This is a genomic window from Kitasatospora sp. YST-16 (assembly GCF_026802215.1).
Taxonomy (GTDB): Bacteria; Actinomycetota; Actinomycetes; order Streptomycetales; family Streptomycetaceae; genus Kitasatospora; species Kitasatospora cineracea.
This window is the reverse complement of the sequence record NZ_CP113837.1, coordinates 3,209,911-3,235,679: the sequence shown is the minus strand read 5'-3', so window position 1 is coordinate 3,235,679 and position 25,769 is coordinate 3,209,911. Positions and strand designations below refer to the sequence as shown.

The following is a 25,769-nucleotide window of genomic DNA, read 5'->3' as shown; positions in this document are numbered from 1 at the left end:
GCTCCTCGGCGGTGATCATCGTTGTCCGTCAACTCCTGACCGTGTCATCGGTCTTGATGTCCTTGATCTTGTCCTGGTAGTCGTCCAGCTGGTCCGGGCAGTAGACGCTGAGCACCAGCGCCTCCGCCTGCACCGTCCGGGCGGCGACGATGACCGGCCGCTGCCCGGGCCCGGCGGCCCCGTTCGACATCTGCACCCGCTGCAGCCCGGTCCTCAGCGCGCTCGCCGGGTCCGCGCACACCGGCCCGCCGTCCGTCCCCAGCGTCCGGGCCACCTGGCCCCGGTCCGGCGTCGGGTAGCCGTCCGCCTGGAGCTTGGAGATCAGCTCGTCCGCCTTCCGGTACGACTCGTTGGTGGCGTGCTGCTGGGTGAACGTCAGCAGGCCGACCACCACCATGGCGACCAGCACCACGACCGCCCCGACGTAGATCCACCTGTGCTCGGAGGCCATCCGGGTGCTCATGCGCAGCTCCCGGTGGTCCGCCCGCTCCTGCTGGTCCGCTCGCTCACGCCGTCTCCTCCTCGATGGCCGCGGCCGCCGCGGGGTCGCGCCACTCGGGTTTGCTGGCCTTCAGGAAACCGAACGGGATGACCACGCCGAGCAGCAGCAGACCGCCGCCGACGATCCCGATGTACGCCCAGACGCTGCCGTTGCCGAACTGCGAGGACGGCACGAACCCGATCACCATCGCCGCCGCCGACGCCAGCAGGCCCACCACGCACAGCACCCCCAGCGCCGGGGCGCGGTAGCCGCGCGGATGGTCCGGCTGGAGCTTCCGCAGCCGCATCGCGGCCACGAACATCAGCAGGTAGACGATCAGGTACACCTGCGTGGTGATCACCGAGAAGATCCAGTACACGCTGGAGACGTTCGGGATCAGCGCGTACATCAGCGCGATCGCCGTGGTCACCACGCCCTGCGCGACCAGGATGTTCTGCTGCACCCCGTGGCTGTTCAGCTTCTGCAGCGACGGCGGCAGGTAGCCCTCCTGCCGGGAGATCATCAGCAGGCCCTTCGACGGGCCGGCCAGCCAGGTCAGCATGCCGCCCAGCGAGGCCGCGACCAGGCCCACCGCGATCAGCGGCGTCAGCCAGCCGATGTGGAAGTACTGGAAGAACGCGTCGAACGCCTGCATCACGCCCGCCGTCAGCGACAGTTGGTCGGCCGGCACCACCCAGCTGATCGCCAGCGCCGGCAGGATGAAGATCAGCAGCACCATGCCGACCGCCAGGAACATCGAGCGCGGGAACTCCTTGCCCGGGTTCTTCAGCGAGGAGACGTGCACCGCGTTCATCTCCATGCCCGAGTAGCTCAGGAAGTTGTTGACGATCAGCACCAGGCTCGCCAGGCCCGTCCAGGCCGGCAGCAGGTGGTCCGCCGTCATCGGCGCCGCCGAGTCGTTGCCCTGCCCCAGGAACACGAAGCCCAGCACCACCAGCAGCGCGCCCGGGACCAGCGTCCCGATGATCAGCCCCCAGGACGCCAGGCCCGCCACCGCGTTCGTCCCGCGCGCGGACACCCACACGCCGGTCCAGTACAGCACCATGATCACGATCGCCGTGTACAGCCCGTTGCTGGCCAGCCTCGGATCCACCACGTACGCGATCGTGCTCGCCACGTACGCCAGCAGGCTCGGGTAGTAGAAGATCGTCATGGCGAACTGGCACCACACCGCCAGGAACCCCAGCGGCTTCGACAGCCCCTGGGCCACCCAGTTGTACACGCCGCCCTCCCACCCCGACGCCAGCTCCGCCGAGACCAGCGCCGTCGGCAGCAGGAACACGATCGCCGGCACCACGTACAGGAACACGCACGCCAGCCCGTACACCGCCATCGTCGGCGACGACCGCAGGCTGGCCACCGAACTGGTCGTCATCAGCGCCAGCGTCACCCAGGTCATCCTGGGCGCCGCCACCGCCTTCACCCTCCCCGCCGCCGACGCCACCGCCGCCGACGCCCCCTCCGGACCCGGCACCTCCGCCGTGCTCATCCACCACCACCTCCCGACAGCCCCGCCCACCGGAGCCCACCCCCACCCTCAGCCCCCGACCCCCACCCCGCATCCGATAACCCGTCACCCCCGCCCCACCCCTCACCGGAACAGCCCAACGCCCCACCTGACGCCCCCTCACCCGCGTCCGCCCCCGCCCCGCCCGGACGGCCGACGAAAAACAGCTAGTAGGGCTTGGTCAGGTCGGCAGAGCAGCGGCGTGTTCCCAGGTGCCTCGACCACGGCAGGTGCCAGGCGAGGGAACCTTACGGGGTCCGGTGAGGCCGGAGCGGGTGCTCCCTCCTACGCTTGCAGCACTGATGAGGGAGGACAGTGAAGCTCACCACGCCGGTTCCGGAGCGAAAGCTTGGACCGTATCCGTTGGACGAGGACGGAATCGCGTCCCTGCTTGCCCGCTATGCCTTCGGTGACTCCTGCCTGCGCCGCGTCATCCTTGATCAGGAGTACGGTGCCCGGGCAACACGTGGCCGGGTCGTCCGGCTCGTGATCGATGCCAGGGTTGTCAGCGATGAGCTGCGCTGGGAGCCCGTGTGCCTGGATCTTGTGGACGTGCGGCGGTTTCGCATCGACGAGAGCGTTGGGTTCAGCTGGGTGCTGTACGACCCACCGCAGTTCACGCACTTCGATGGGCTGTTGCAGGTTGATCTTTGCGCCGAACGCTTCGACGGCCCACCACCCGTGAGCTCCGAACAAGTCTTCGAGGGGTTGGAGTTGGTCTTCGCGGCAGCTGGCGGTACCTGGAGTGCCCTGCATCCGTGGGTTCAGTGAGGCTGCCCTGTAGGGCCTGCGTCGGGTATACGACGTTGCCCGGACGCTGGCCACGATCCAAGCGTGCGGCCGCGTCCAGGGATGTCGCGGTGGCAGGTGGGGCAGGCGCCGGCCCAGGTGGCGAGGAGTAACTGCAGCTCGCGGACGACTTGGTAGAGACTCAGGCCAGCGCCGCGTCTTTGGGGCGGTGGCCAGTCTGCGCAGGGTGCAGAACGCGTGGGCGAGGGAGACCAGGGTGACATGGTGGTGCCAGCCGTTGAACGTGCGGCCCTCGAAGTGCGCCAGCCCCAGGGCCTGCTTCATCTCTCGGTAGTCGTGCTCGATCCGCCAGCGCAGTTTGGCCAACCGGACCAGGGTGGTCAGCGGGGTGGTAGCGGGCAGGTCGGACAGCCAGAACTGGACCGGCTCGTCCTCGGCGGCGGGCCATTCGGCCAGCACCCAGCACTCGGCGAGTTCCACGCCCTTGGTGGCCTCGCGGATCTCCCGCCCGGCGGGGACGGACCCGCAGGGCCACGAAACGCGAGTACATCCGCTTGTAGCCGGTGCGGCCCTTGCCCGGACGTGGGTCCTCACGCCACTGCACGGGACGGGCCGCGTTCCGCCCGGCCTCGATAACCAGGGCTTTGACCGAGCGTGCCGGGTCGGGGTACTTGGGTACCGGTGGCCGACCGGTGCCGCTGTAGGGCGGCGTGACCGGGCGGGCATCGGCGGGGTGGGCGGTGGGTGTGGTGGAGATCCCGACCACGTAGTGCAGGCCGCGCTGGTTCAGCCCGAGCCGGAACGCGATGCTGTCGCCGTAGCCCGCGTTCGCCAGGACCAGCGGGACGTCCACGCCCCACGAGCGGGTCTCGTCGATCATGTCGAGCGCGAGCTGCCACTTCTCGACATGGCCCAAGTCGGCTGGGATGCCGCAGCGTTCCCTGCGGGTGACCTTGACCGGGTCGGCCAGATCTGAGCCGGGATCCCAGGACTTGGGCAGGAACAGGCGTCAGTTGACCGGCGCGGAGGCGTGGTCGCGGGCCAGGTGCACCGACACTCCCACCTGGCAGTTGGTGACCTTGCCCGCGGTGCCGGTGTGCTGCCGCGACACACACGCGGAGGCGTCACCGTCCTTGAGGAACCCGGTGTCGTCCACGACCAGCACGGTCGGGTCGATCGCCTCGTGCATCCGCCACGCCAGCCTCGCCCGCACATGGGTCCAGTCCCACGGGCTGGAGGTCACGAAGTGGGCCAGGGCCTGCCGGTTGCCGTCCTCGCCGAGTTGGGCGGCTATCGGCTCCACCGACTTGCGCCGCCCGTCCAGCAGCAGCCCGCGCACATACGCCTGCCCCCAGCGGTGCTGATCGGTGCGTGTGAAAGCCTCGAACATCTCCGCCGTGAACGCCACCAGATCCTCCCGGACCTGATCCAAGTCCCCAGGTGTCACACACCATCAACGCGCAAAACCCCGCCAGGACACGCCACCAGCGCGTACACCTGGCCAAGCCCTACTAGGTGTTCTGTCCTGTGAGGTTGGGGACGCGGCCGGCGGGTGGTTGGCCTGCGAGTGCGGTGTGTCCGCGGTGGTGATTGTAGGTGTGGAGCCGGGAGGGGTGGGCGTCTCGGCGTTCCTGTTCGGTGCGGTAGGGCTTGGCGTAGGCCCATTCGTCGAGCAGGGTGCGGTGGAAGCGTTCGACCTTGCCGCCAGGGGCGGGTGTGGCGTGGGCTGATGCCCAGGTCGTGGCAGGTCTGGCACCAGGTGTTCTTGGTGTAGGCCCAGGCGTTGTCGGTCAGGATCCGTTCGACGGTGATCCCGCGGGCGGCGAACCAGGCGGTGGCCCGTCGCAGGAAGCCGGCGCAGGTCGGGGCGGTCTTGTCGTGCAGGTCCTCGGTGTGGGTCAGACGTGTGTGGTCGTCGAGCACGGTGTGGAGGTAGGCGTATTCGACGCCGCCTCGGGCTGCCGGCGGCCTGGCCGAGGACTCTGTGGCCGCCTCCGTCGGGGATACGGCCGAGTTTTTTGACGTCGATGTGGACGAGTTCGCCGGGGCGGGCGCGTTCGTAACGGCGTACGGGTTCTCCTGTGGCCAGGTCCAGGGCGGCCGGGGTGGCTGGCTGTGTCGTCGCAGGACGCGGTGGGTGGTAGCGGGCGGCGGTGGTGTGGCTGACCTGGAAGCGTTCCGCGGCACGGTGCACCGGCCAGCTGTCGTCCACGACACAGCGGGCGAGCCGAAGCCGCCCGGTCTCGGTCAGCGGGGCATTACGGTGGGGCATGAAGGCCTCCGGGCCTGGTGGAGATGTCGCAATCCACACCGAAACCAGAGGCCCTCACCCGTTCAAGAATCCAACACGCATGGCACCAGCGTCCCGGGAAAACATACCTGGCTGGTGTTAAGAAGTCGGGGTAGCGGGATTTGAACCCACGGCCTCTTCGTCTCGAGACGGTTCAGATGCCCACCTGGTTTGGATCAGATTGCTGCTGACCTCCGTATACGGTCACTGAATGTCTGTGGACGTTCACCGAGATACGGCTCCGTCACAGGGAAGTCAGAAATTCGGTCACGGCCAGTCAGTTGAGCAGTGTCTCTTCCGGGCGGCGGTTGAGAACCTCTATCGTCCGATTGTTCAAAAGGTGATCGACGCAGGCCAGCAGGTCGCCTCCGTGGTCTTCCCGGGCGATCTCACGGAGTTCCTTCACGAGATCCTGTCCGTTGATGAGGACGATCGGGTACTGGTCCTCGACCATCTCCAGCTGTGCGGCCTCCGAGTATGCGCCGGTGGTGACGTACACCCCGATCCAGCCGCGGCGAAGTCGAGCAACTACCCGGGCGATCTGCTCGGCCGACACCAGACTGTCCGGCTTGATGCACTTGGCCTGCCCGAGGACCACCAGCTTGGTGCCGGCCAGCCCGCTTCCCAGATCCAGTCGGCCCACAAAGTCGGCACCGCCATCGCCCGACCGTCGGGTGAGCCACTCTTCGATGTAGTTGTGTCCGGAAGCGCGCAGCACTCGTGCGGCAATCGCGGAAGCCAGAGCTTCGAACGCGTGCTTGTCTCCATCGAACCGTTTGTAGACCTCAAGGAGTTCTCTCTCCAGAGGGCTGTTCTCGGCCGGTCGTTGGTCCTTCACCTTGACCACCCGGCTACGGGCCACGCGCCGGCGTACCCGTGGCAGTGCTGAGTGTCCGTGCTCGACCCACTCCCGCCACGTTGCCGGAGCCAGGTCGAGTGCATCGTCATCGGAGTATCCAGGATCGCGACGGGCCGAGATCCAGTCCCAGTCCAACTTGTCGGCCTCGGCGGAGAGGTCTATCACTGCGAGGTCGAAGACGTAGTTTGTGAAGGTCGCGGCGGCCTGTCCCGTCCATTGGACCACCCGTTCCGCACGCTCGATCAGACCGACGCCGCAGGACTCGACGTGCCCTTTGACCCTGCCGTTCCGCGACACGGAGCGGAACAACAGCAATGGGGCCGCGGCTGCTCGGCCCGCGACCGTTGGTGCCTGGTGCCTGTCGAACGCCTCCAGCAGGGCTGCGTTTCCCGTGGTGCTTCCGAGCGGTTTCGTCGTCTCGGCCTTGTGATCGCCGAAGTAGCGCACATGGCCGTTGTCCAGGTCGAACACGTCGTGCCACGGTGTCTGTTCCGATCCGGCCTTCCATGGGCTGGACCGAATCATCACCGCCGGCCGCCGCACATCATCGCCCGCTCCGACCTTGGCCATCGCGTTTATCCCTGCTTCGAGCAAGGCCCGCTTCCGGCCGGGGCTGTCCGTGACGAAGTAGAAGTTGGCGAACCCGTCGATGGTGGCCGGTGTTGCGTCCTTCGAGGCGGTGTACCTCAGTACTTCTCCCACACCCAGCGAATTTCCCACAGCGTCCCCTCCGACGAACAGACTGCTCCGCCCGTGATCCCGGCACGACTGTACGACCCGTTGAGTACCCCGCCTCTCCTGTCGGCCTGGCGGTGTCGGCTCCCGCGGGCTGTCCGGGCCGGCCCGGCGACGCTGCCTCGTGCCTCCACCGGATGATCCAGACCGGGGCCACGGTGATGGACGACGTCTTCGGACACGCGCCGGAGTCGTAGCCGCTCGGACGAACGGCTGTGCAGGCGACATCCAGAAGCTTCCGTAGCCGTTCTTTCGCATCGAATGCGGCCATCCCATGACGGGTGGACCGTCGTGGTCGATCTACGAGACCTCGGAGGCGGTGCCGCCTCCGGGATGTTCCTGCTCTCCGGTGTTTATTCCTCTGTTTCCTGATTGATGCGCGGCGCCTCGCACGGCGGATCGCCCGGTTCCCATATCCCGTACCGGGTCCCGCCGATGACGGCCGATCGACGCGGGCTGTGGTCGTCGAGCACCGTCAGCTTTGCCGATACCCAGAAGCCTTTGTCCGGCCTGGGCAGGCCCAATTGGTCTGCAATCTGAGGAGAGGGCTTCGTGTGGCCGAGCACGATGATGCCATCGGGTTTGAGGTGGGTCCGCGCATCGCGGACCCGCTTGGGGCTGTCTTGCTGTGTGGCCACGGTGACCACGGTGGTGCGATCGACCAGGCGTCCGCGGACACGGCGGAAGAGTTCGTTCACCCGCAACTGGCCACCGTTCCCTGAGCCGTGATAGTCCTTCGAGGCGCGGAAGATCGCATCGACAGTCCCGGGGGATTCTTTTTTCAAGCTGAGGAGGAGATTCTTCGGGAGCTCCCCGTTCTGGATGATCCAACGAATTTTTGATTTACCGAACGCCGAAACGCTCCACTTCTGATCGCCGTTCGTACTCGTGGTCAGGACTTCGGGAGTTATGCGGAGCAGGCCGACTTGGAATGCGCTGGCCTTGTCGTCGGCGCGCATCAGGAGGCAGATGTGGCTCATTGCCTCCTTCGGGATCATCCATGTGGTACCCATGGTGAACTTGGCGTCGACGTGCTGTCCGGAGATGACGTAGTCCATGGGACTCCCGTAGCCGAGATCGAATTCGGCCCGGGTGACGATCTCCACCTTTGTTCCGAGGTACGTTTTCTCCGTGCTTTCGACCCGCCCTTGCCCCGTTTTGATGTAAAGGTCGTACCGGCCGGTCCGCTGGCCGTCCAGGACTTCGTCTATGGATCTACGAAACACTTGACCGAAGCGCTTCTCGAGATCCCGCTGATCGAATATCCATCCTTCGACGGCATCGAGTCCGGGATCCTCGCTGTGGTTCGGTTCGAACGGCTGGTCGGCGTCGATATGGAAGAGTGGTGATTCGTAGGTCATGGCCCGACTCTATGGGTATGCAGGACGAGCCGGAAGGCGCTCTGCACGCGCTGACGTACTTGGGCCTTGTACGGTCAACTTTGCTGACGGCAGCCCGCGAGGTCGGCTGCGGTGGGTCTGCCGGCTAGATGATTGATGCGAAGGGTTGGTGGTTGTAGGCGGTCAGGGAGCGCATGACGGGTTGGCCGGTGTGGTCGTTGTGCCAGATCGCGCTGGTCAGGGCGAGGATGCGTTGCAGGACCCGGACTGTCACGCCGCTCTTGGTGCGGCCTTGGTGGTGTTCGAGGTCGAGTTGGGCCTTGAAGGTCTGGTTGACGGAATCGATCACCTGCCGCAGTGGCTTGAACAGGCCGGATCCGGCCCGTGGGGGGCTCGCCCTTGCGGGCCGGCGGCAGCAGGTGGAGTCCCCACTCGGCCAGTTCGTGCTCGAACGCGGCGCCGTAGTAGTGCCGGTCGGCGATGAGGGTCTGTCCCGGGCGGGTGTGGACGAGGCCGGGTTCGGCGTGGAGCATGCCGAGCAGGGTCTGGCGTTCGTCGGCCTTGGCTCCGGTGAGGGCGAAGGTGACGGGCAGGCCGTGCAGGGTGCACACCAGGTGCAGGCGAAGGCCCCAGAAGTAGCGGGAGTGGTTGGCGCAGTAGCCGTACTCGGTCCATCCGGCCAGGTCGGAGCGCTTCGCGGTCTCGCGTGAGCGGCCGCATTCCACCGGGGTGGAGTCCACGACCCACACGCTGTCGCTCCACAGCGAGGTGTCCGTCGCGAGCAGGCGGTTGATGTGGGCGATGAGGTCGGCGGCCTTGCGCAGCCGCCTGTTGTGGCCGGACTGCCCGGGCAGGTACGGGAACAGGTGCCGTAGGTGTGCGGTGGCGTGGCGGAGCCAGCGGCGCTCGGGGGTGAAGCCGAGCAGGGCCTGCATCACCGCGAGGGTGACCAGTTCGTCGTCCGTGAGCCGGGGCTCGAGGCCGACCGCGGGCAGCCAGGGCGCCAGGTGCGGCGATTGTTCAGCAGGTCGTCGGTCTTCACGTAGAGTGCGGTCGCGAGGGAGTCCAGGTCAGGCGTCACAACCGACCTTTGGACTTCCCCGCTTCATCTCATGCGCGCCAGCGAGCCCTTCGCATCAATCATCTAGAGCGTCTTGAGGTACGCCACAAGGTCGTCGTAGTCGCGCAGGCGGCGCTGGTCCACCATGCGGCGGAAGGTGTCGCGGGTCTTCAGATGGCTCTTCGTCTTGGTGTAGTACTCGTCCACTGCGGCTGTGAGTGCCGGGAGGTGGAGGTGATAGACGCAGTCGAGATCCCCGGTGCCCTGCCCCAGCCGAGCCAGGAAATACGGTCGCGGCTCCATCGTGACCGCCGCAAAATGGGGCATGCGTCCACGCCTCAACGAGGCCATCTTGGCGCCGTGGGTGCGGGGGTCCTGAAGTCGGTCGGTCCTGAGCGACCACTTGAGTGAGAAGCCGGCGACGAGGTGCAGTCCGTTGGCCGGCGACGCCGGATCCAGGGGGCGGTGGACGGATATGTCCAGCTTCGGGAGGGACTCGTCGCCCAGGGCGTCGAGCAGCGGTCGGCGCTGGGCCCTGGATTCTCCGAGGGCATCGACCAGGGCCTTGACCAACCCGGACGTCTCACTTTCAACATCCTCAGCATCGGTCAGATGGTCCTGCAGGGTCTTCATGGCGCTGTCGATGCGTGACGATTCGTCATCGGCCAGCTTGAGAAAGGCTTCGAGGTGAGCGTACTGCTCGAAGATGTGGGCGGGCTGCTCCCGGTTCACAACGAGGTGTGCGGCAGTGGGTTCCAGGGCTTCTGTGAGATCGGCGACCATGGCATGACTCCATGTGTGGTCTGTCTTGTCGTTCACCTGGCCCTCAGGTACCCCGACCTTCTCGAAGAAGATCTGGCCCAACTCGACGGAAGCCGCGCTGCTCTTGTCACTGGTGTTCGGCTTGCCGTTCCGGTAGCCGCACAGGTTGACGGCGAAGGACGCCGGCATGGTTTCCCCTCCGTGATCGAAGATCGTGTGTTCCTGGTCGATCGCCCGGGGTACCGACATGCGACTGGGTCTCTTGTGGCCCGAGTTCAGGGCTGCCGGTTCTCCTCTGCTGTTCTGTCTGCGGGAGCGGGCTGCTGGGCCGAGGGCGAGGCCCATGAAGTGAGCTTCTGGAGAAGCGCATCGGTCGGTGAGGGCCAACCGAAGGCGGCGGAAAGGACGTGCATGGCGAGCCGGGGTGGCACGGCGTTGCCGATCTGCTGGCCGACGTCCCGCCCGGACCATGGGTAGTCGGCCGGGAAGGTCTGAAGGCGTCCGGCCTCGGAGGGGGAGAAGCGTTCCAACTCGGAGCCGTCCAGACCGACGACGCGATTGCGGGAGATCTTCCCGGTGACCGTGGCGGACGGTTCTCCAGATCCCCTTCGTCCACGGGCCTTCGGGTTGCCTCCGGTGCCGTAGTTCGAGATCACCTCAAAGGCATCCGTCCGGCCGACCGCGTCGGCCATCGTCCTCCACGGCAGCAAGCTCGTATCGCCCGCGTCCCGGGCGACTCCCTTGCGATAGACCCGGTGGGTCGGGGTGGGGAGCTTCACCGGATCCTTCCCGTACCGGGCGATCAGGACGGCCCGGCGGCGGGTCTGCGGCACACCGAACGCTTCGGTGTGCAGGATGCCGCACTCTGCTTCGTAACCTTCGTCGAGGAGCGCTTTCCTGTACGCCTTCCACACCGGCAGGACAGCAGGGACCTGCTCGAGGACGATCGCCTTGTAGGGCCGGTCGAGCTTGTCGATGGCGTCGAGCGCCCACATGAGAGGTCGCAGCACCAGCCCCGTCCGTTCATCGTCGAGCTTGGAGAGATCCTTTTCGATCTCTTCCCGGTCCTCGCGTGCGACGATCCGTTCGACGAAGTTCAGTACCTCGTCGAGCGCCTTGCGACCGGCCCCCGTACCGGCAACGGTGAACGTTTGGCACGGGGGCCCTCCGGCCAGCACATCGGCCTCGGGGAAGTCGGCCGGCCCGTACAGGCGGACGTCGCCCTCCACCGTCTCCAGGCCCGCGGCACGGCGCGTGGTGCAGGCGGCAGAGTCCCATTCGACACCCACTGTGGGAATGCCGAGCTTCTCCGCCGCCACGTCGAGCCCACCGGGGCCGGCGAACAGGTCCACGATCTTGGTGGGCTGCACTTGGATCTCCTGGTTGTCGTAACGGGGCGATGGCACGAGAGCCCGCGAGCTCGGTTGCCCCCTCTGACGGCCGATTGTTGGCGACCATGCAGCGTACCGCGGTGCACGGACAACGGAAGTCGTGTGCCATGGGCGCGGTACCAGGTGGCGTGCCTGCTTGGCGTCGTCCCCATGAGTGGGCGGTCATCGGCTTGCTGCGACGGCCGGTTGTTCCGGGTGGCGGACCCGGGGATGGCCAGGAGCCGCCCAAAGCCAAGGTCTTTTCCCGGGAACCTTCCGAGAGCGGGGTGAGAACCAGTCAGGCCCGGCCTCCCTGAGGGAGGCCGGGCCTGACTGCTGCTACGAAGTCGGGGTAGCGGGATTTGAACCCACGGCCTCTTCGTCCCGAACGAAGCGCGCTACCAAGCTGCGCTATACCCCGGTCTTGCGTTGTTGCCTTCCGTGTCCGGCGCAACGAGTAGAACTCTACAGGAGGTGGGGCCAGAGACGAAATCCGGTTTCGGGGCTGGTCAGCGCAGGGTGGGGGTGAGGGTGAGGAGGGTGGCTTCGGGGGGGCAGGCGAAGCGGACAGGGGTGTAGCGGTTGGTGCCGCAGCCGGCGGAGACGTGGAGGTGGGAGCGGCGGCCGGCGGCGGTGTGGATGGAGAGGCCCTTGACGCGGTCGGCGTCGAGGTCGCAGTTGGTGACGAGGGCGCCGTAGAAGGGGATGCAGAGCTGGCCGCCGTGGGTGTGGCCGGCCAGGATCAGGGGGTAGCCGTCGGCGGTGAAGGCGTCGAGGGTGCGGAGGTAGGGGGCGTGGACGACGGCGAGGGAGAGGTCGGCGTCGGAGGAGGGGCCGCCGGCGACGGCGGCGTAGCGGTCGTGGCGGATGTGCGGGTCGTCGAGGCCGGTGAACTCGATGTCGAGGCCGGCGACGGCGAGACGGCCGCGGGCGTTGTTGAGGTCGAGCCAGCCGGCCTGGTCGAAGCCGTCGCGGAGTTTCTGCCAGGGGTTGTGGACGGCGCCGCTGATGCCGCGGCGGCCGGTGCCGTCGGGGTTGTTGAGGCCGTGGACGCCGCTGCGCAGGGCCTTGAGGTAGCGGGTGGGGCTCTTGCGGGCGGGGCCGTAGTAGTCGTTGGAGCCGAAGACGTAGACGCCGGGGAAGTCCATCAGCGGTCCGAGGGCGTCCAGGACGGCGGGGACCGCGAGCGGGTCGGAGAGGTTGTCGCCGGTGTTGACGACCAGGTCGGGGCGGAGCCCGGCGAGGCTCTTCAGCCAGCGCTGCTTCTTGGCCTGGCCGTTGACCATGTGGATGTCCGAGACCTGGAGGATCCGGACGGGCCGGGCGCCGGCGGGCAGGATCGGGACCTCGACGCGGCGCAGGCGGAACGAGCGGACCTCGTACCCGGCGGCGTAGACGAGACAGGCGGCGCCGGTGGCGGCGACACCGAGCGGGACGGAGTACAGCGGTCGCATCGGTCCATGGTCGCAGACGGGTCGAACGGGCCGACGGGGACCCGGGGCCGGGAGGCCCTGACGGGACGTCAGGGGCGGGGCGGGAGGGGCGGCGGGCGGTAAAGGAGCGGCGTCGGGGCGGGGCAGGTGCCAGGATCGGCGGCAGGACGACAGCCGAGCGACGCTCGGACACGTGAACGCGCTTCGGAAGGCATCGACCGGGAGCGTCGGATCCGGTCGGACTCATGGCGCTGTCGTACGGGCTTGTCCACGCAGGCGAACCTTGGCCGTACTGTCCGCTGGCAGGCGATCTTGGTCGACGCCGGGTTCCTGTCGCCGACGTGCGGACGGAGCGACGGGGTTTTCGTAGACTGCGGCGGTGTCCAACGATGTTCAGCCCGTGCTGCGGATTCGAGCGCCGGAAGCCGGAACCGAGTGTGAAACCCTGACAGGGCTGCTTGATTTCCTCCGCGCCACGGTCATCAACAAGGTCGCCGGCCTCAGCGACGAGCAAGCATTTGCTCAGCCCGTTCCGCCGTCCACCCTGACGCCCGCCGGTGTCGTCAAACACCTTGCCGGCACCGAACGGTTCTGGTTCAGCATCGACTTCGCTGACCAAGACCTCGCCTGGCCGTGGACCGAGGAGGATCCACACGGGAACTTCCGCCTCACCCCGGAGGACACTCTCGCGCGGATCGTGGCGGACTACGCCGAGGAATGCAAGCGTTCCCGGCAGGTGGTCGCCGACGCCGTGCTGGACGACGTCGCTCGCGGGCCCGGTATGACGTTCTCGCTGCGGTACGCCCTGGCGCACATGATCGAGGAGACCGCGCGTCACTGCGGTCACCTCGACCTCCTCCGCGAAAGCATCGACGGAGTCGTCGGCGAGTAGAGCCGGCCGAACCCATCGGCGAGCCGGGATCGCCGCTGGTGGAGTGGTGGCGGCTGTTGCCCGATCCGCTTCGCCGCCGAGCCGTTCACCCGCCCGCTCGGCGCCGGTGATGCTGCGGCGGCCGCTGCCGTCGGGGTTGTTGGTGCCGCGGGCGCCGCTGCGGAGGGTCTTGAGGTAGCGGGCGGGGCCGCAGTAGTCGTCGGAGCCGAAGACGCGGACGCCGGGGAGGGGTGGCGGGCGGTAAAGGAGCGGCGTCGGGGCGGGGCAGGTGCCAGAATCGGCGGCATGACGACGCTCAAGGAGCAGCTGCAGGAGGACCTCACGGCTGCGATCAAGGCACGGGACGAGCTGCGCTCGTCCACCCTCCGGCTGACGCTGTCCGCGGTCACCAGCGCGGAGGTGGCGGGCAAGCAGAAGAAGGCGCTGTCCGACGCCGAGGTGCTGCAGGTGATCGGCAAGGAGGCGAAGAAGCGCCGGGAGGCCGCGGACGCGTTCGAGGGCGCGGGCCGGGCCGACCAGGCCGCCCGGGAGCGCTCCGAGGGCGAGGTGCTGGACGCCTACCTGCCGAAGCAGCTGACGGACGAGGAGCTGGCCGCGGTGGTGGCCGCCGCGGTGGCGGAGTCCGGGGCGAGCGGGCCGCAGGGCATGGGCGCGGTGATGAAGCTGGTGCGGCCGCAGGTGGAGGGGAAGGCGGACGGCGGCCGGGTGGCCGCCGCGGTGAAGGCCGCGCTGGCCGGCTGAGGACCGAACACAGGGCCGGCAAGGGCTAGCAAGGAACGGCCGGAACGCGGAACCGCCCGCGGGGAGATGTTCTCCTCGCGGGCGGTTCCGCGTGCTGGGCCGGTCAGTGGCGGCCGGGCTTGCCGGTGTTGCCGCCGATGACGTTCGGCGGGAGGGTGAAGCCGCCGTTGACGGCACCTCCGTTGCCGCCGCCGGTGGGCCAGCCGTTGCCGCCGCCCTGGGCGTTGTCGCCGGAGGGGGTGGAGGGGCTGTCGCCGGGGTTGGGGGTGGCCGGGGGCTGGGTGGGCTGCGGGATGTCGACCTTCTGGAAGCTGGCCGCCGGGCTGCCGTCCAGGGCGTCGTTCATGGCCTTCTGCCAGATCGGGCCGGGGCCGTCGGAGCCGTAGACCGCGTCGAAGTAGTGGCCGCCGATGCGGACGTTGCGCATCGAGACGTTGCCGCCGACGCCGCCGAGCCAGACCGAGGTGGCCAGGTTCGGGGTGTAGCCGGTGAACCAGGCCGCGTAGCGCTTGTCGGTGGTGCCGGTCTTGCCGGCGATCTGGCGGCCGTCGTCGAGGCCGAGGGCGGAGCCGGTGCCCTTCTCGGTCACGCCGAGCAGCAGGGTGTTGATGCCGTCCGCGGTGGTCTGGGTCATCGCCTGGTTGCAGTTGGCGCCCGGGACGTGGATCTCCTTGCCGTCGCCGCCGGTGACCGAGTTGATGGCGATCGGCGAGCAGTAGAGGCCGCGGGCGGCGAACGCCGCGTAGGCGGTGGCCATCTGCAGCGGGCTGACCTCCTGGGTGCCCAGGGTCATCGAGGCGACCTGCTGGATCTTGGTGCCGTTGGCCAGGGTGCCGAGGCCGAGCTTGTCGGTCATCTGCTTCACCGGGCAGAGGCCGACCTGCTGCTCGAGCTGGATGAAGTAGGTGTTGACCGACTTCTGCATGGCGACCTGGAGGCTGTAGGGACCCTGCTCGCCGGCGGCCTCGTTGGTCAGCGTCTGCGGGTCGTGGGTGGTGCCGTCGCAGGTGGTCATCTTGGGGTACTCCATGCTGTAGGGCGAGGGGTACTCCTGGGTGATCGGGATGCCGGACTCCAGGGCGGCCGCGGCCACGATCGGCTTGAAGGTCGAGCCGGGGGAGAAGCCGTTGCCGCCGCCCATCGACGCGCCGACGTTGAGGTTCAGCACGGTCTGGTTCTTCGAGGTGTCCAGGCCGTACGGGCGGGTCTGGGCCATGGCGAGGATCTTGCCGGTGCCGGGCTCGATCATGGTGCCGGCGGCGGACACCGGGTCGGTCACGTAGACCTTCTTGGTGACCGCGTTGTACATGGCGTTCTGCTTGTCCGGGTCGATGGTCGTGTTGATCTTCAACCCGCCCTGGGACCACAGCTTCTGACGGTCCGCCGCGGTCGCGCCGAACGCCGGGTCCTGCTTGATCACGTGGCGCACGTAGTCGCAGAAGAAGCCCATGCCCTTGTCCGCGGTGATGCAGCCGTTCTGCGGCTCGGAGTACTTGATGCCGAGCGGGGCGGCCAGGGCGTCCTTGGCCTGCTCGGGGGTGATGTGCTTGTACTCGAGCAGCTTGTTGATCACCGTGTTGCGGCGGGTCTGCGCGGCCTGCGGGTGGGCGATCGGGTCGTACGCCGTGGGGTTCTGCACCAGGCCGGCCAGCATCGCGGCCTCGGGGACGGTGAGGTCCTTGGCGCTCTTGCTGAAGTACCGGTTGGCGGCGGCCTCGACGCCGTACGCCTGGTGGCCGTAGAACGTGATGTTCAGGTAGTTGGTGAGGATCTGGTCCTTGCTCAGGTCCTCTTCCAGCTTGATCGCGTACTTGAGCTCCTGGATCTTGCGGCCCAGGCTCTTCTTGGTGGCCTCCAGGAAGGCGGCCTGGTCGTCGCCGGCCTGCTCGACGAAGACGTTCTTCACGTACTGCTGGGTGAGCGTGGAGGCGCCCTGCGCGGTGGTGCCGGACTCGGCGTTCTTGGTGACGGCGCGGAGCACGCCCTTGAGGTCGATGGCGCCGTGCTCGTAGAAGCGGGCGTCCTCGATGTCGACCTGGGCCTGGCGCATCACCGGGGCCATCTGCTCGGCGGTGAGGATGGTGCGGTCGCGGTCGTACACCTTGGCGATCAGGCCGCCCTTGGCGTCGTAGATCATCGACACCTGGGAGAGCGGGGGCTGCTTGAAGTCGTCCGGGATGTTGTCGAACGACTCGGCGGTGTCCTTGGCGGTCAGGCCGAACGCGCCGACGGCGGGCAGGGCCATGCCGGCGACCAGGACGCCGGCCAGGATCGAGCCGCCGAGGAACTTGACGCCGTGCCCTGCCTTGTCCAAGAGGGAGCCGGTGGATCGCGTAGGTGCCATGGGGAGAACCCTACGTCTCGGAATCCCGTACAAGGGGGCAGGTGTTCGCCTACGCTTGTCACAGAACTGCGACAGCTTCGCTCTGTTCATCGTCATCACTCTTGTGAGTGATGAGCTTTGTCCGATTCGCGGGATTATGTCCGCGATCCGGGCGGATGTGCAGCGGGCCGCCGTCGCGCACCGTGACGAAAAGGCCCCTTTCCGCCCCCGGCAAGGCCCCCGACCTGCAATCACTCCAACGAGTGAGCTACTGGACACCCATAGTCCGATCGGGTCATTCGAGATTGGGCACACAGGGGCTGTTGCGCTGTGCCGTTCTTCCGTAACGTCCTCAACTGGCAACGGTGAATATGCCGTTGCCGCCGTGGGGGAGCCCCGAATCGGGAGAGGACGGCGCCGGGATGGGCTGGGTGGACGACTGGAGCGCGCAGGCGGCGTGCCGCACGAGCGATCCGGATGAACTGTTCGTGCAGGGGGCGGCGCAGAACCGCGCCAAGGCGGTGTGCAGCGGGTGCCCCGTGCGCACCGAGTGCCTCGCGGACGCGCTCGACAACCGGGTCGAGTTCGGCGTCTGGGGCGGGATGACGGAGCGCGAGCGGCGGGCGCTGCTGCGCCGGCGGCCGACCGTGGACTCCTGGCGCCGGCTGCTGGAGACCGCGCGCACCGAGTACGAGGAGTCGCTGGCGACTGGGGTGGTCCTGCGGGACTACGCCCAGGCCGGCTGACGCGACGTCAGGAAGCTTCGTCGGGCGGGCCGTCGGCCCTCCCGCGGGTCCACCGGGTCAGGCGGGGGCGCCGGGCCCGGCGGGTCAGGCGGGGGAGCCGAGCCGGTCGCCGATGGACCGGAGGCCGTCCAGGTCGTGGACGTCGCCGGGGAGGGCGGGCACCTCGACGATCGGCACGTCCGGGTAGACCGAGGCGAAGCGGTTGCGGGTGCGCCGCTCCCTCGTCATGATCTGCATCCGTTCGGCGTGCAGCCGCAGCAGCCCGGCGGCCAGGGTCTCGGCCTCCGCGGTGGCGTGCGGGGTGCCGTTCTCCTCCAGGGCCTCGGCGGCGGCCAGCGCGCGCTCGGCGGTGAGCTGCGGGGCGCCGGTGGAGTGCACCCGGTTGAGCACCAGGCCGGCCAGCGGCATGTCGTCGTCGGCCAGCCGGTCGACGAAGTAGGCGGCCTCGCGCAGCGCGTCCCGCTCCGGGGCGGCGACCACCAGGAACGCGGTGCCCTCGGCCTTCAGCAGCTGGTAGGTGCGGTCGGCGCGCTCCCGGAAGCCGCCGAACATCGAGTCCGTCGCGGAGACGAACGTCTGGATGTCGGTGAGCAGTTGGGCGCCGAAGATCTTGCCGAGGGTGCCGCTGATCAGCCCCATGCCGACGTTCAGGAACTTCATCGCGGACCGGCCGCCGACCTTGGCGGGGGCGGTCAGCAGCCGGATCACCCGGCCGTCCAGGAAGGACCCGAGGCGGCTCGGGGCGTCCAGGAAGTCCAGCGCGGAGCGGGACGGCGGGGTGTCGACGACGATCAGGTCCCAGCGGTCCTCGGCGCGGAGCTGGCCGAGCTTCTCCATCGCCATGTACTCCTGGGTGCCCGCGAAACCGGCCGACAGCGACTGGTAGAACGGGTTGTCCATGATCGCCTTGGCGCGGTCGGGCTCCGCGTGGGCCAGCACGACCTCGTCGAAGGTCCGCTTCATGTCCAGCATCATGGCCTGGAGTTCGCCCTTGCCGCGGGTGCCCTCGACCACCCGCGGGGTGTTGTCCAGCTCGCTCAGGCCCATCGACTGGGCCAGCCGGCGGGCCGGGTCGATGGTCAGCACCACGACGCGGCGGCCGCGCTCGGCGGCGCGCAGGCCGATCGCGGCGGCGGTGGTGGTCTTGCCGACGCCGCCGGAGCCGCAGCAGACCACGATCCTGGTCCGCGGGTCGTCGATCAGGGTGTCGATGTCCAGCCCGGTCATGCCGCTCCCCGTCGTCGCGGTCGTCGCGTCGCCCGCTGCGGGCGCGCCGCCTGCCGTGCCCGCGCCGTTCCCCGGGCTCACGCCGCTCCCTGCCGCTTCAGCTCGCCCGCCAGCCGGTACAGCCCGGCCAGGTCCATGCCCTCGCCGATCAGCGGCAACTCGTAGGTGGGGAGCCGCAGTTGCTGGAGGTCGGCGCGCTGGGCGCGCTCCAGCTCGACCCGCTCGGCGTGCTCCCTGGCCTGTTCGAGCAGCGGGTCGAGCAGCGGCTCGACGTGCGCCCGGACGGTCTCCGGCTTGCGCGAGCGCCCGCCCAGGCCGGCCTCGCCGAGGGCCAGCGCGACCTCCTCGCGGTGGTCGCCGTCGGCCGCCGCCACCGCCGCCGCGTCCAGTATCGGCGGGCGCACCATGTTGACCAGCACGCCGCCGACCGGCAGGCCGGACTCGCGCAGGTCGGCGATGCCGTCCACGGTCTCCTGCACCGGCATCTCCTCCAGCAGAGTGGTGAAGTGCACCGCCGTCTCGGGGGAGCGCAGCACCCGCATCACCGCCTGCGCCTGGGAGTGGATCGGCCCTATCCGGGCCAGGCCCGCGACCTCGGAGTTGACGTTCAGGAAGCGGGTCAGCCGGCCGGTCGGCGGGGCGTCCATCACCACCGCGTCGTAGCGGCGGCGCCCGTCCGGGCCCTTGCGGCGGGCCGCCTCGCAGGCCTTGCCGGTGAGCAGCACGTCGCGCACGCCCGGGGCGACGGTGGTGGCGAAGTCCACGAAGCCGACCTTCTGCAGGGCCTTCCCGGCCCGGCCCAGCTTGTAGAACATGTCGAGGTACTCCAGCAGCGCCTGCTCGGTGTCGATGGCCAGCGCGTGCACCTCGCCGTGGCCCCGGCCGGGCAGGCCGAGCTGGGCGGGCGTCACGGTGGCGACCCGGCGCTCCTCGTACGGCAACGCGGCGATCTGGAACAGCTCGGCGATGCCCTGGCGGCCCTCCACCTCGATCAGCAGGGTGCGGCCCCCGTCGGCGGCCAGCGCCAGGGCCAACGCGGCGGCCAGCGTGGTCTTGCCGGTGCCGCCCTTGCCGCTGACCACGTGCAGCCGGACGCCCTCCCAGTCCGGCTCGCGCGGCGGTGCCTGCTCGGTCGGCCCCGCCGTACCGCTGGTGCCCGCCACGCCCGCTCTCCGTCCGTCGCTCTCGTCCGGGGGCCCGCGGCGCCCCTCACCGCGAGGGTAACCAGCGAGCGCTCCGGATGCCGGGAGCATCCCGGTGGCCCCGGCGAATCATGCCCGCTTTGTGTCCCACCTCACACCGGCCCGGGCGGCTAGAGTCACCCCCATGACCAAGTGGGAATACGTCACCGTGCCGCTGCTCGTGCACGCCACCAAGCAGATCCTCGACACCTGGGGCCAGGACGGCTGGGAGCTCGTCCAGGTCGTCCCCGGGCCGAACCCGGAGCAGCTGGTCGCGTACCTCAAGCGCGAGAAGGAGTAGTCATGGGCCAGGTCGAGCAGAGGCTCGCCGAGCTCGGGCTGACGCTGCCCGAGGTCGCCGCCCCGGTCGCCGCGTACGTCCCGGCGGTGCGCGACGGCGTGCACGTGCTGACCTCCGGTCAGCTGCCGATGGTGTCCGGGAAGCTCCAGCTGACCGGCAAGGTCGGCGCCGAGGTCACCGCGGAGGAGGCCAAGGAGCTGGCGCAGGTCTGCGCGTTGAACGCGCTGGCCGCGGTCAAGTCCGTGGTCGGCGACCTGGACCGGGTCGAGCAGGTCGTCAAGGTGGTCGGCTTCGTGGCCTCCGCCCCCGACTTCACCGGCCAGCCCGGCGTGGTCAACGGCACCAGCGAACTGCTGGGCAAGGTCTTCGGCGAGCGCGGCGTGCACGCCCGCAGCGCGGTCGGCGTGGCGGTGCTGCCGCTGGACGCGCCGGTCGAGGTCGAGCTGATGGTCCGGGTCCGGGACTGACCGGAACCGAGCGGAACTGACCGGAACCGGTCGGTGCTGACCGGTGCTGACCGGTGCTGGTCGGTCACCGGCCGGGAGGTTCGGGCGGGGCCCGTCGCCGTGCGCGGTGGCGGGCCCTTCGCGTGCGCGGTGACGGGGCCGGCGGCCGCACTGCGGTACGCCTCGGTGAGGCGGGCCCTTCGCGTGCGCGGTGACGGCGGTTAACATCCGTGAACATGCTGGAGATGCCGCCGTCCTGGCCCGACCGAATCCGCGCCCTGGCCGCCGGGGAGCTCGTCCCCGCCCCGCCCCGGGCCTCCGCCACCGTGGTGCTGCTGCGCGAGGGTGCGGCCGGGCCGGAGGCGTACCTGCTGCGCCGGCGCACCACGATGGCCTTCGCCGGCGGGATGTACGCCTACCCGGGCGGCGGGGTCGACCCGCGGGACCGGGAGGTGCGCCCGCCCTGGGCCGGGCCGACGGTCGAGGAGTGGGCCGAGCGGCTCGGAGTGGACGGGGAGACCGCCTGCGCGGTGCTGTGCGCGGCCGTCCGGGAGACCTTCGAGGAGGCCGGGGTGCTGCTGGCCGGACCGGACGCGGGGACGCTGGTCGAGCCCCGGGACTGGGCGGCCGAGCGGGGTGCGCTGGAGCGCCACGAGCTCTCGCTGGCCGAGTTCCTGACCGAGCACCGGCTGGTGCTGCGCAGCGACCTGCTGGCGCCCTGGGCCCGCTGGGTGACCCCGGAGTTCGAGGAGCGCCGCTTCGACACCTGGTTCTTCGTGGCCGCGCTGCCGCCCGGGCAGGCCGCCGCGGACACCGTCGGGGAGGCCGACCGGGTCGCCTGGCTGACCCCGGCCGCGGCGGTGGCCGGGTTCGAGGCGGGCGAGTTCGGGATGCTGCCGCCGACCGTCACCGTGCTGCGCGAACTGCTGCCGCTGCGCACCGCGGCCGAGGCGCCGGCCGCCGCGGCGGGCCGGACGGTGGACCGGGTGCTGGGGCGCGCCGAGGTGGTCGGGAACCGCATGACGGTGCGCTGGGACGGGTATGACGAGCTGACTATCGACGGCGTGTTCCCGGCGTGAGAACCTTCCCCCGGAACGATCACCCGGCCCCGTGCCGGACCGTACCGTTGCCGGAAACCGCACCCACCGTCCCGACGCTCTGACGTTCTGACCTCGGAAGGAGACTCCGATGACCCACAACGACGTGGCTCGCCGGACCTCGGCCACCCCCGCCCGCACCGTCACCCCCCGCGCCGCCGCCTGCGACGGAACGACGCCCTGGGAGACCGCCCGCCCGCTCACCCGCCCCCTGCCCGGCCGGGCCCTGGTCCGCCCGCTGCCGGCCCGCCGGCTCAGCCGCGCCGAACGGGACTCCGAGTGAGCGCGGCGCGGGCCGCCGCGAACGACCCCGAGGACACCGCGTGAGCGGCCTGCTCCCGGGCGACCCCGCCGACGCCGTCGGCGGGGTCGCCACCCCGCGCGCCCAGTGCGTGCTGGCCCCCAACCCGTCCCCGATGACGCTGGACGGCACCAACACCTGGCTGCTCTCCGAACCCGGCTCCGACCTCGCCGCCGTCATCGACCCCGGCCCGCTCGACGAGACCCACCTGCGCCGGATCGTCGACACCGCCGAGCAGCAGGGCAAGCGGATCGCCCTCACCCTGCTCACCCACGGCCACGCCGACCACGCCGAGGGCGCCGCGCGGTTCGCCGAACTCACCGGCACGCCCGTCCGCGCCCTCGACCCGGCGCTGCGGCTCGGCGAGGAGGGCCTGCACGGCGGGCAGCGCCTCGACGTCGGCGGCCTCGACCTGCGGGTCGTCGCCACCCCCGGGCACACCTCCGACTCGCTGACCTTCCACCTGCCCGCGGACGGCGCGATCCTCACCGGCGACACCGTCCTGGGCCGCGGCACCACGATGGTCGCCCACCCCGACGGGCGCCTCGGCGACTACCTCGACTCGCTGCGCCGCCTGCACACGATGGCCTCCGAGTACGGCGTCCGCACCGTCCTGCCCGGCCACGGCCCCGTCCTCGCGGACGCGCTGGGCGCCGTCGACTACTACCTGGCGCACCGGGCGGCCCGGCTCGCCCAGGTCGAGACCGCGGTCGAGGCCGGCTGCCGGACGGCCGCCGAGGTGGTCGCCCGGGTGTACGCCGACGTCGACCCGGCGCTGTGGCCCGCGGCGGAGCTCTCGGTGCGCGCGCAGCTCACGTACCTGGAGGACCGGGGCCTGATCTGAGGCGGCCGCGGCCCGCGGCCCGCGGCCCGCGGCCCGCGGCCCCGGAACGCGGAACCGCGCCCGGGGGCACCTGGCGGTGCGGTCGGGCGCGGTTCGGTCGGGCGCGGTGGCCGGGCGCGGTGCGGGCGGCCGGGTTCAGCGCGAGCGGCGGGAGAGGCGTTCGACGTCGAGCAGGACGACCGCGCGGGCCTCCAGCTTGAGCCAGCCGCGGCCGGCGAAGTCGGCGAGGGCCTTGTTGACCGTCTCGCGGGAGGCGCCGACCAGCTGGGCGAGCTCCTCCTGGGTGAGGTCGTGCGCGACGTGGATGCCCTCGTCGGACTGGACGCCGAAGCGGCGGGAGAGGTCGAGCAGGGCCTTGGCGACGCGGCCGGGCACGTCGGAGAAGACCAGGTCGGACATCACGTCGTTGGTGCGGCGCAGGCGGCGGGCGATGGCGCGCAGCAGGGCGATGGAGACCTCGGGGCGGGCGTGCAGCAGCGGCAGCAGGTCGCCGTGGCCGAGGCCGAGGAGCTTGACCTCGGTGAGGGCGGTGGCGGTGGCGGTGCGCGGGCCCGGGTCGAAGAGCGAGAGCTCGCCGATCATCTCGGAGGGGCCGAGCACGGCGAGCATGTTCTCGCGGCCGTCGGGGGAGGCCCGGTGCAGCTTGACCTTGCCCTCGACCACGACGTAGAGCCGGTCGCCCGGGTCGCCCTCGTGGAACAGCGACTCACCGCGGGCGAGCGTCACCTCGGTCATGGAAGCGCGGAGCTCGGCAGCCTGGTCGTCGTCGAGTGCCGCGAACAGCGCGGCGCGCCGCAGAACGTCGTCCACGAGCTTCCTCCTGCTGGTGTCTGGGCAGTGCTACTCACCACCAAGGATGACGCATGTCGCTCCGATCATATGAGGAGGGGGTGTGCCGGGGTGGGGCCTACGCGGCCATTCGCGCAGTTCGGGTAGGCGTTTCGCGCCACCGGGGAGCTACTCGCCGAGGGCCTGCCGGGCGAAGGCGCGGGTGCCGGCGACGTGGTGGCGGGCGAGGGCGGCGGCGGTCTCGGGGTCGCGGGCCTTGATGGCGTCGAGCAGCTGCTGGTGCTCGGTGCACATCGGGAGGCTGGTCTCGGCGTCGGAGGTGAGCCGGAACAGGCGGCGCAGCCGGCCGTCGAGCGGGGCCATCATGTCGCGCAGCAGCGGGTTGCCGGAGAGCTCGACGATCTCGCGGTGGAAGTCGGCGTTCAGGCTGACCGTCTCGCGCAGCCGGCCGGCCTCGGCGGCCTTGCGGGTGCGGGCCAGGATGCGTTCGAGGCCGCGGATGCCGGCGGGGGTCGCGTGCCGGGCGGCGAGGCTGGCGGCCAGGGCCTCCAGGGACTCGCGGACGGCGAAGAAGTGCTCGGCCTCGGCGGGGCCGAAGTCGGCGACGACGGCGCCGCGGCGGGCCTGGACGGAGAGGAAGCCCTCGCGTTCGAGGCGCTGCATGGCCTCGCGGACCGGGATCCGGGAGACGCCCATGCCGTCGGCGAGTTCGCGTTCGACCAGACGCTGCCCGGCGGGGTACTCGCCCTCGATGATCCGTTCGCGCAACTGGACGTAGACGAGGTCCGCCAGCGACTGGTGGGCGTCGCCGAGGGTGTCGGTCATCGGGGGGCTCCAGGCGGAAGCGGGCGGGCGGAGCGGGCAGTAGATCAGATCATTCCAGATCGGTGCGGACCGCCCTCTTGTTTGGTATTCGGTATACCGGATAGCTTGGCCGCCCGGCCGGTGCGGACCGGACGGCCCCCGCGTCGGCCGCCCGCACCCCCTACCCCTCAGGAGGCCCCCGTGACCGCCCTCCCGCCGCCAGGCCCGCACCTGCTGCTGGACGCCGCCCTCCCGGACGGCTCCCGGGCCGACCTGCGGATCGCGGACGGCCGGATCGCCGCGCTCACCCCCGTCCCGGCCGGGCGCGAACGGGCCGAACCGGGCCCGGGCGAGGCCGCACTGGACGGGGCGCTGCTGCTGCCCGCGCTGGTCGACGGGCACGCCCACCTCGACAAGACCTTCCTCGGCGCGCCCTGGCAGCCGCACCGCGCCACGGCGGACCTGCGCGAGCAGATCGCCTCCGAGCGGGCGCTGCGCCGCGAGGTCGCCGCGCAGGCCCCGGTGGCGGAGCGGGCGGAGGCGCTGGCCCGCCGGATGGCCGCGCTGGGCACCGGCTTCGTCCGCTCGCACGTCGACGTCGACCCGGACACCGGGCTGGACCACCTGCACGCCGTGCTGGAGGCGCGCGAACGGGTGCGGGAGCTGATCGACGTGCAGCTGGTGGCCTTCCCGCAGAGCGGCGTGGTGGCCGAGCCCGGGGTGGCCGGGCTGCTGGACGCGGCGCTCCGCGAGGGCGCCCAACTGATCGGCGGACTGGACCCGTTCGGCTTCGACAACGACGTGGACGGCCAGCTCGACGTGGTCTTCGGCCTCGCCGAACGGCACGGCGCGGGCATCGACATCCACCTGCACGACGGCGGCGAGGCCGGCGCGGCGCAGCTGCGGGCGATCGCCGGGCGGACCGCGGCGCTGGGCCTGGGCGGGAAGGTCGCGGTCAGCCACGCGTACTGTCTGGGGCAGCTGGCCGAACCCGAACTCACCCGCACCGCCTCGGCGTTGGCGGCGGCCGGGGTGGCCGTGATGACCAACGGCCCGGCCCGGACCATGCCGCCGGTGAAGCTGCTGCACGAGCTGGGCGTGCTGGTGTTCGCCGGCTCCGACAACATCCGCGACGCGTGGTGGCCGTACGGCACCGGCGACATGCTGGAGCGGACCACCGTCATCGGCCTGCAGGGCGACCTGATGACCGATCAGGACCTCGTGCTGGCAGCCGAGTTCGCCACCGGTCACGCCGCCCGGGCGCTGGGCGTCGAGGAGTACGGGATCGCCGTCGGGCGGCCCGCGAACCTGGTGGCCGTCGCCGCGCACTCGGTGCCCGAGGCCGTCGCCGCGCACCCCGAGCGGCTGCTGGTGCTGCACCGCGGCCGCACCGTGCTGGACCGGCTCAACAGCCCGCTGCGGTAAGGCAGTTCAGGGCGCCGCGCACACATCCGCAGTACCCCGGAAGG

Annotated in this window: 22 protein-coding genes, 1 tRNA gene and 3 pseudogenes; 10 read left to right on the top strand and 16 right to left on the bottom strand. The window is 70.2% G+C overall.

Annotated elements, in window-relative coordinates; genetic code table 11:
- Positions 1-28: 28 nt before the first annotated feature.
- Together OU787_RS14715 and OU787_RS14710 are read right to left on the bottom strand one after the other, a co-directional pair.
- Positions 29-463, bottom strand: a complete 435-nt coding sequence (locus tag OU787_RS14715; RefSeq protein ID WP_268659589.1) for a hypothetical protein — start codon at positions 461-463, stop codon at positions 29-31.
- A 43-nt stretch (positions 464-506) separates the two neighbouring features.
- Complete coding sequence (locus OU787_RS14710) at positions 507-1,991, bottom strand: APC family permease (RefSeq protein WP_268659588.1); 1,485 nt, start codon at positions 1,989-1,991, stop codon at positions 507-509.
- Positions 1,992-2,324: 333 nt separating this feature from the next.
- On the opposite strand from OU787_RS14710, the gene OU787_RS14705 reads away from it, so the two are divergent.
- Entirely contained in the window at positions 2,325-2,780 is a 456-nt protein-coding gene (locus OU787_RS14705) for a hypothetical protein (protein ID WP_268661979.1), read from the top strand.
- Between the two features lie 177 nt (positions 2,781-2,957).
- On the opposite strand, the pseudogene OU787_RS14700 reads toward OU787_RS14705, so the two are convergent.
- The 9 genes and pseudogenes from OU787_RS14700 to OU787_RS14660 all read right to left on the bottom strand — a co-directional run.
- Positions 2,958-4,206: pseudogene (locus tag OU787_RS14700) on the bottom strand (IS701 family transposase); the annotation flags it as partial.
- A 64-nt stretch (positions 4,207-4,270) separates the two neighbouring features.
- Positions 4,271-5,031: pseudogene (locus OU787_RS14695) on the bottom strand (DDE-type integrase/transposase/recombinase).
- A gap of 295 nt (positions 5,032-5,326) precedes the next feature.
- Entirely contained in the window at positions 5,327-6,610 is a 1,284-nt protein-coding gene (locus tag OU787_RS14690) for a restriction endonuclease (RefSeq protein WP_268659587.1), read from the bottom strand.
- Between the two features lie 386 nt (positions 6,611-6,996).
- Positions 6,997-8,004: a NaeI family type II restriction endonuclease gene (locus tag OU787_RS14685; RefSeq protein ID WP_268659586.1), complete on the bottom strand. Its 1,008-nt coding sequence runs from the start codon at positions 8,002-8,004 to the stop codon at positions 6,997-6,999.
- A 124-nt stretch (positions 8,005-8,128) separates the two neighbouring features.
- Positions 8,129-9,064 (bottom strand): annotated as a pseudogene (locus OU787_RS14680) (IS982 family transposase).
- Between the two features lie 63 nt (positions 9,065-9,127).
- Positions 9,128-10,054, bottom strand: coding sequence for an NgoMIV family type II restriction endonuclease (locus tag OU787_RS14675; protein WP_268659584.1), 927 nt, complete (start codon positions 10,052-10,054; stop codon positions 9,128-9,130).
- A gap of 26 nt (positions 10,055-10,080) precedes the next feature.
- Entirely contained in the window at positions 10,081-11,175 is a 1,095-nt protein-coding gene (locus tag OU787_RS14670; protein ID WP_268659583.1) for a DNA cytosine methyltransferase, read from the bottom strand.
- A gap of 347 nt (positions 11,176-11,522) precedes the next feature.
- A tRNA-Pro gene (locus OU787_RS14665) sits at positions 11,523-11,596 on the bottom strand.
- Positions 11,597-11,684: 88 nt separating this feature from the next.
- Entirely contained in the window at positions 11,685-12,629 is a 945-nt protein-coding gene (locus OU787_RS14660; protein WP_268659582.1) for a metallophosphoesterase, read from the bottom strand.
- Positions 12,630-12,987: 358 nt separating this feature from the next.
- Between OU787_RS14660 and OU787_RS14655 the strand changes: the two genes are divergently transcribed.
- Together OU787_RS14655 and OU787_RS14650 are read left to right on the top strand one after the other, a co-directional pair.
- A complete protein-coding gene (locus tag OU787_RS14655; protein ID WP_268659581.1) occupies positions 12,988-13,500 on the top strand; it encodes a DinB family protein in 513 nt (170 codons plus the stop codon).
- A gap of 285 nt (positions 13,501-13,785) precedes the next feature.
- On the top strand, positions 13,786-14,241 hold the full coding sequence (locus tag OU787_RS14650; RefSeq protein ID WP_030461871.1) for a GatB/YqeY domain-containing protein: 456 nt from the start codon (positions 13,786-13,788) through the stop codon (positions 14,239-14,241).
- A 103-nt stretch (positions 14,242-14,344) separates the two neighbouring features.
- Here the strand turns inward: OU787_RS14650 and OU787_RS14645 are convergent, their stop codons facing one another.
- The gene (locus tag OU787_RS14645; RefSeq protein ID WP_268659580.1) at positions 14,345-16,585 is read right to left on the bottom strand and encodes a transglycosylase domain-containing protein; all 2,241 of its coding nucleotides are present in this window, start codon (positions 16,583-16,585) and stop codon (positions 14,345-14,347) included.
- 401 nt (positions 16,586-16,986) lie between these two features.
- Here OU787_RS14645 and OU787_RS14640 point away from each other — a divergent pair, with 401 nt between their 5' ends.
- Entirely contained in the window at positions 16,987-17,310 is a 324-nt protein-coding gene (locus tag OU787_RS14640) for a WhiB family transcriptional regulator (protein WP_030461873.1), read from the top strand.
- A gap of 84 nt (positions 17,311-17,394) precedes the next feature.
- On the opposite strand, the gene OU787_RS14635 is transcribed toward OU787_RS14640, so the two are convergent.
- Both OU787_RS14635 and OU787_RS14630 read right to left on the bottom strand, forming a co-directional pair.
- Complete coding sequence (locus OU787_RS14635; protein ID WP_442788470.1) at positions 17,395-18,618, bottom strand: ArsA family ATPase; 1,224 nt, start codon at positions 18,616-18,618, stop codon at positions 17,395-17,397.
- Positions 18,615-19,700, bottom strand: coding sequence for an ArsA-related P-loop ATPase (locus OU787_RS14630; RefSeq protein WP_369794987.1), 1,086 nt, complete (start codon positions 19,698-19,700; stop codon positions 18,615-18,617). Before OU787_RS14630 ends, OU787_RS14635 begins: the two co-directional genes overlap by 4 nt.
- A gap of 163 nt (positions 19,701-19,863) precedes the next feature.
- On the opposite strand from OU787_RS14630, the gene OU787_RS14625 reads away from it, so the two are divergent.
- From OU787_RS14625 to OU787_RS14605, 5 genes are all read left to right on the top strand, one after another.
- Positions 19,864-20,019 carry a DUF4177 domain-containing protein gene (locus tag OU787_RS14625; protein WP_014136749.1) on the top strand — a complete coding sequence of 52 codons (156 nt, stop codon included), beginning with the start codon at positions 19,864-19,866 and terminating at the stop codon, positions 20,017-20,019.
- 2 nt (positions 20,020-20,021) lie between these two features.
- A complete protein-coding gene (locus tag OU787_RS14620; RefSeq protein ID WP_030461876.1) occupies positions 20,022-20,486 on the top strand; it encodes a RidA family protein in 465 nt (154 codons plus the stop codon).
- Positions 20,487-20,701: 215 nt separating this feature from the next.
- On the top strand, positions 20,702-21,544 hold the full coding sequence (locus OU787_RS14615) for an NUDIX hydrolase (protein WP_051817278.1): 843 nt from the start codon (positions 20,702-20,704) through the stop codon (positions 21,542-21,544).
- A 109-nt stretch (positions 21,545-21,653) separates the two neighbouring features.
- Positions 21,654-21,845 (top strand): hypothetical protein, encoded by a 192-nt coding sequence (locus OU787_RS14610; protein WP_268659578.1) that lies wholly within the window; start codon positions 21,654-21,656, stop codon positions 21,843-21,845.
- 40 nt (positions 21,846-21,885) lie between these two features.
- Positions 21,886-22,707 carry an MBL fold metallo-hydrolase gene (locus OU787_RS14605; RefSeq protein ID WP_030461879.1) on the top strand — a complete coding sequence of 274 codons (822 nt, stop codon included), beginning with the start codon at positions 21,886-21,888 and terminating at the stop codon, positions 22,705-22,707.
- Between the two features lie 135 nt (positions 22,708-22,842).
- Here the strand turns inward: OU787_RS14605 and OU787_RS14600 are convergent, their stop codons facing one another.
- A complete protein-coding gene (locus OU787_RS14600) occupies positions 22,843-23,517 on the bottom strand; it encodes a Crp/Fnr family transcriptional regulator (protein ID WP_014136744.1) in 675 nt (224 codons plus the stop codon).
- Positions 23,518-23,664: 147 nt separating this feature from the next.
- Entirely contained in the window at positions 23,665-24,321 is a 657-nt protein-coding gene (locus OU787_RS14595) for a GntR family transcriptional regulator (protein ID WP_268659577.1), read from the bottom strand.
- Between the two features lie 180 nt (positions 24,322-24,501).
- On the opposite strand from OU787_RS14595, the gene OU787_RS14590 reads away from it, so the two are divergent.
- Positions 24,502-25,725 carry an amidohydrolase gene (locus OU787_RS14590; protein ID WP_268659576.1) on the top strand — a complete coding sequence of 408 codons (1,224 nt, stop codon included), beginning with the start codon at positions 24,502-24,504 and terminating at the stop codon, positions 25,723-25,725.
- Positions 25,726-25,769 lie beyond the last annotated feature (44 nt).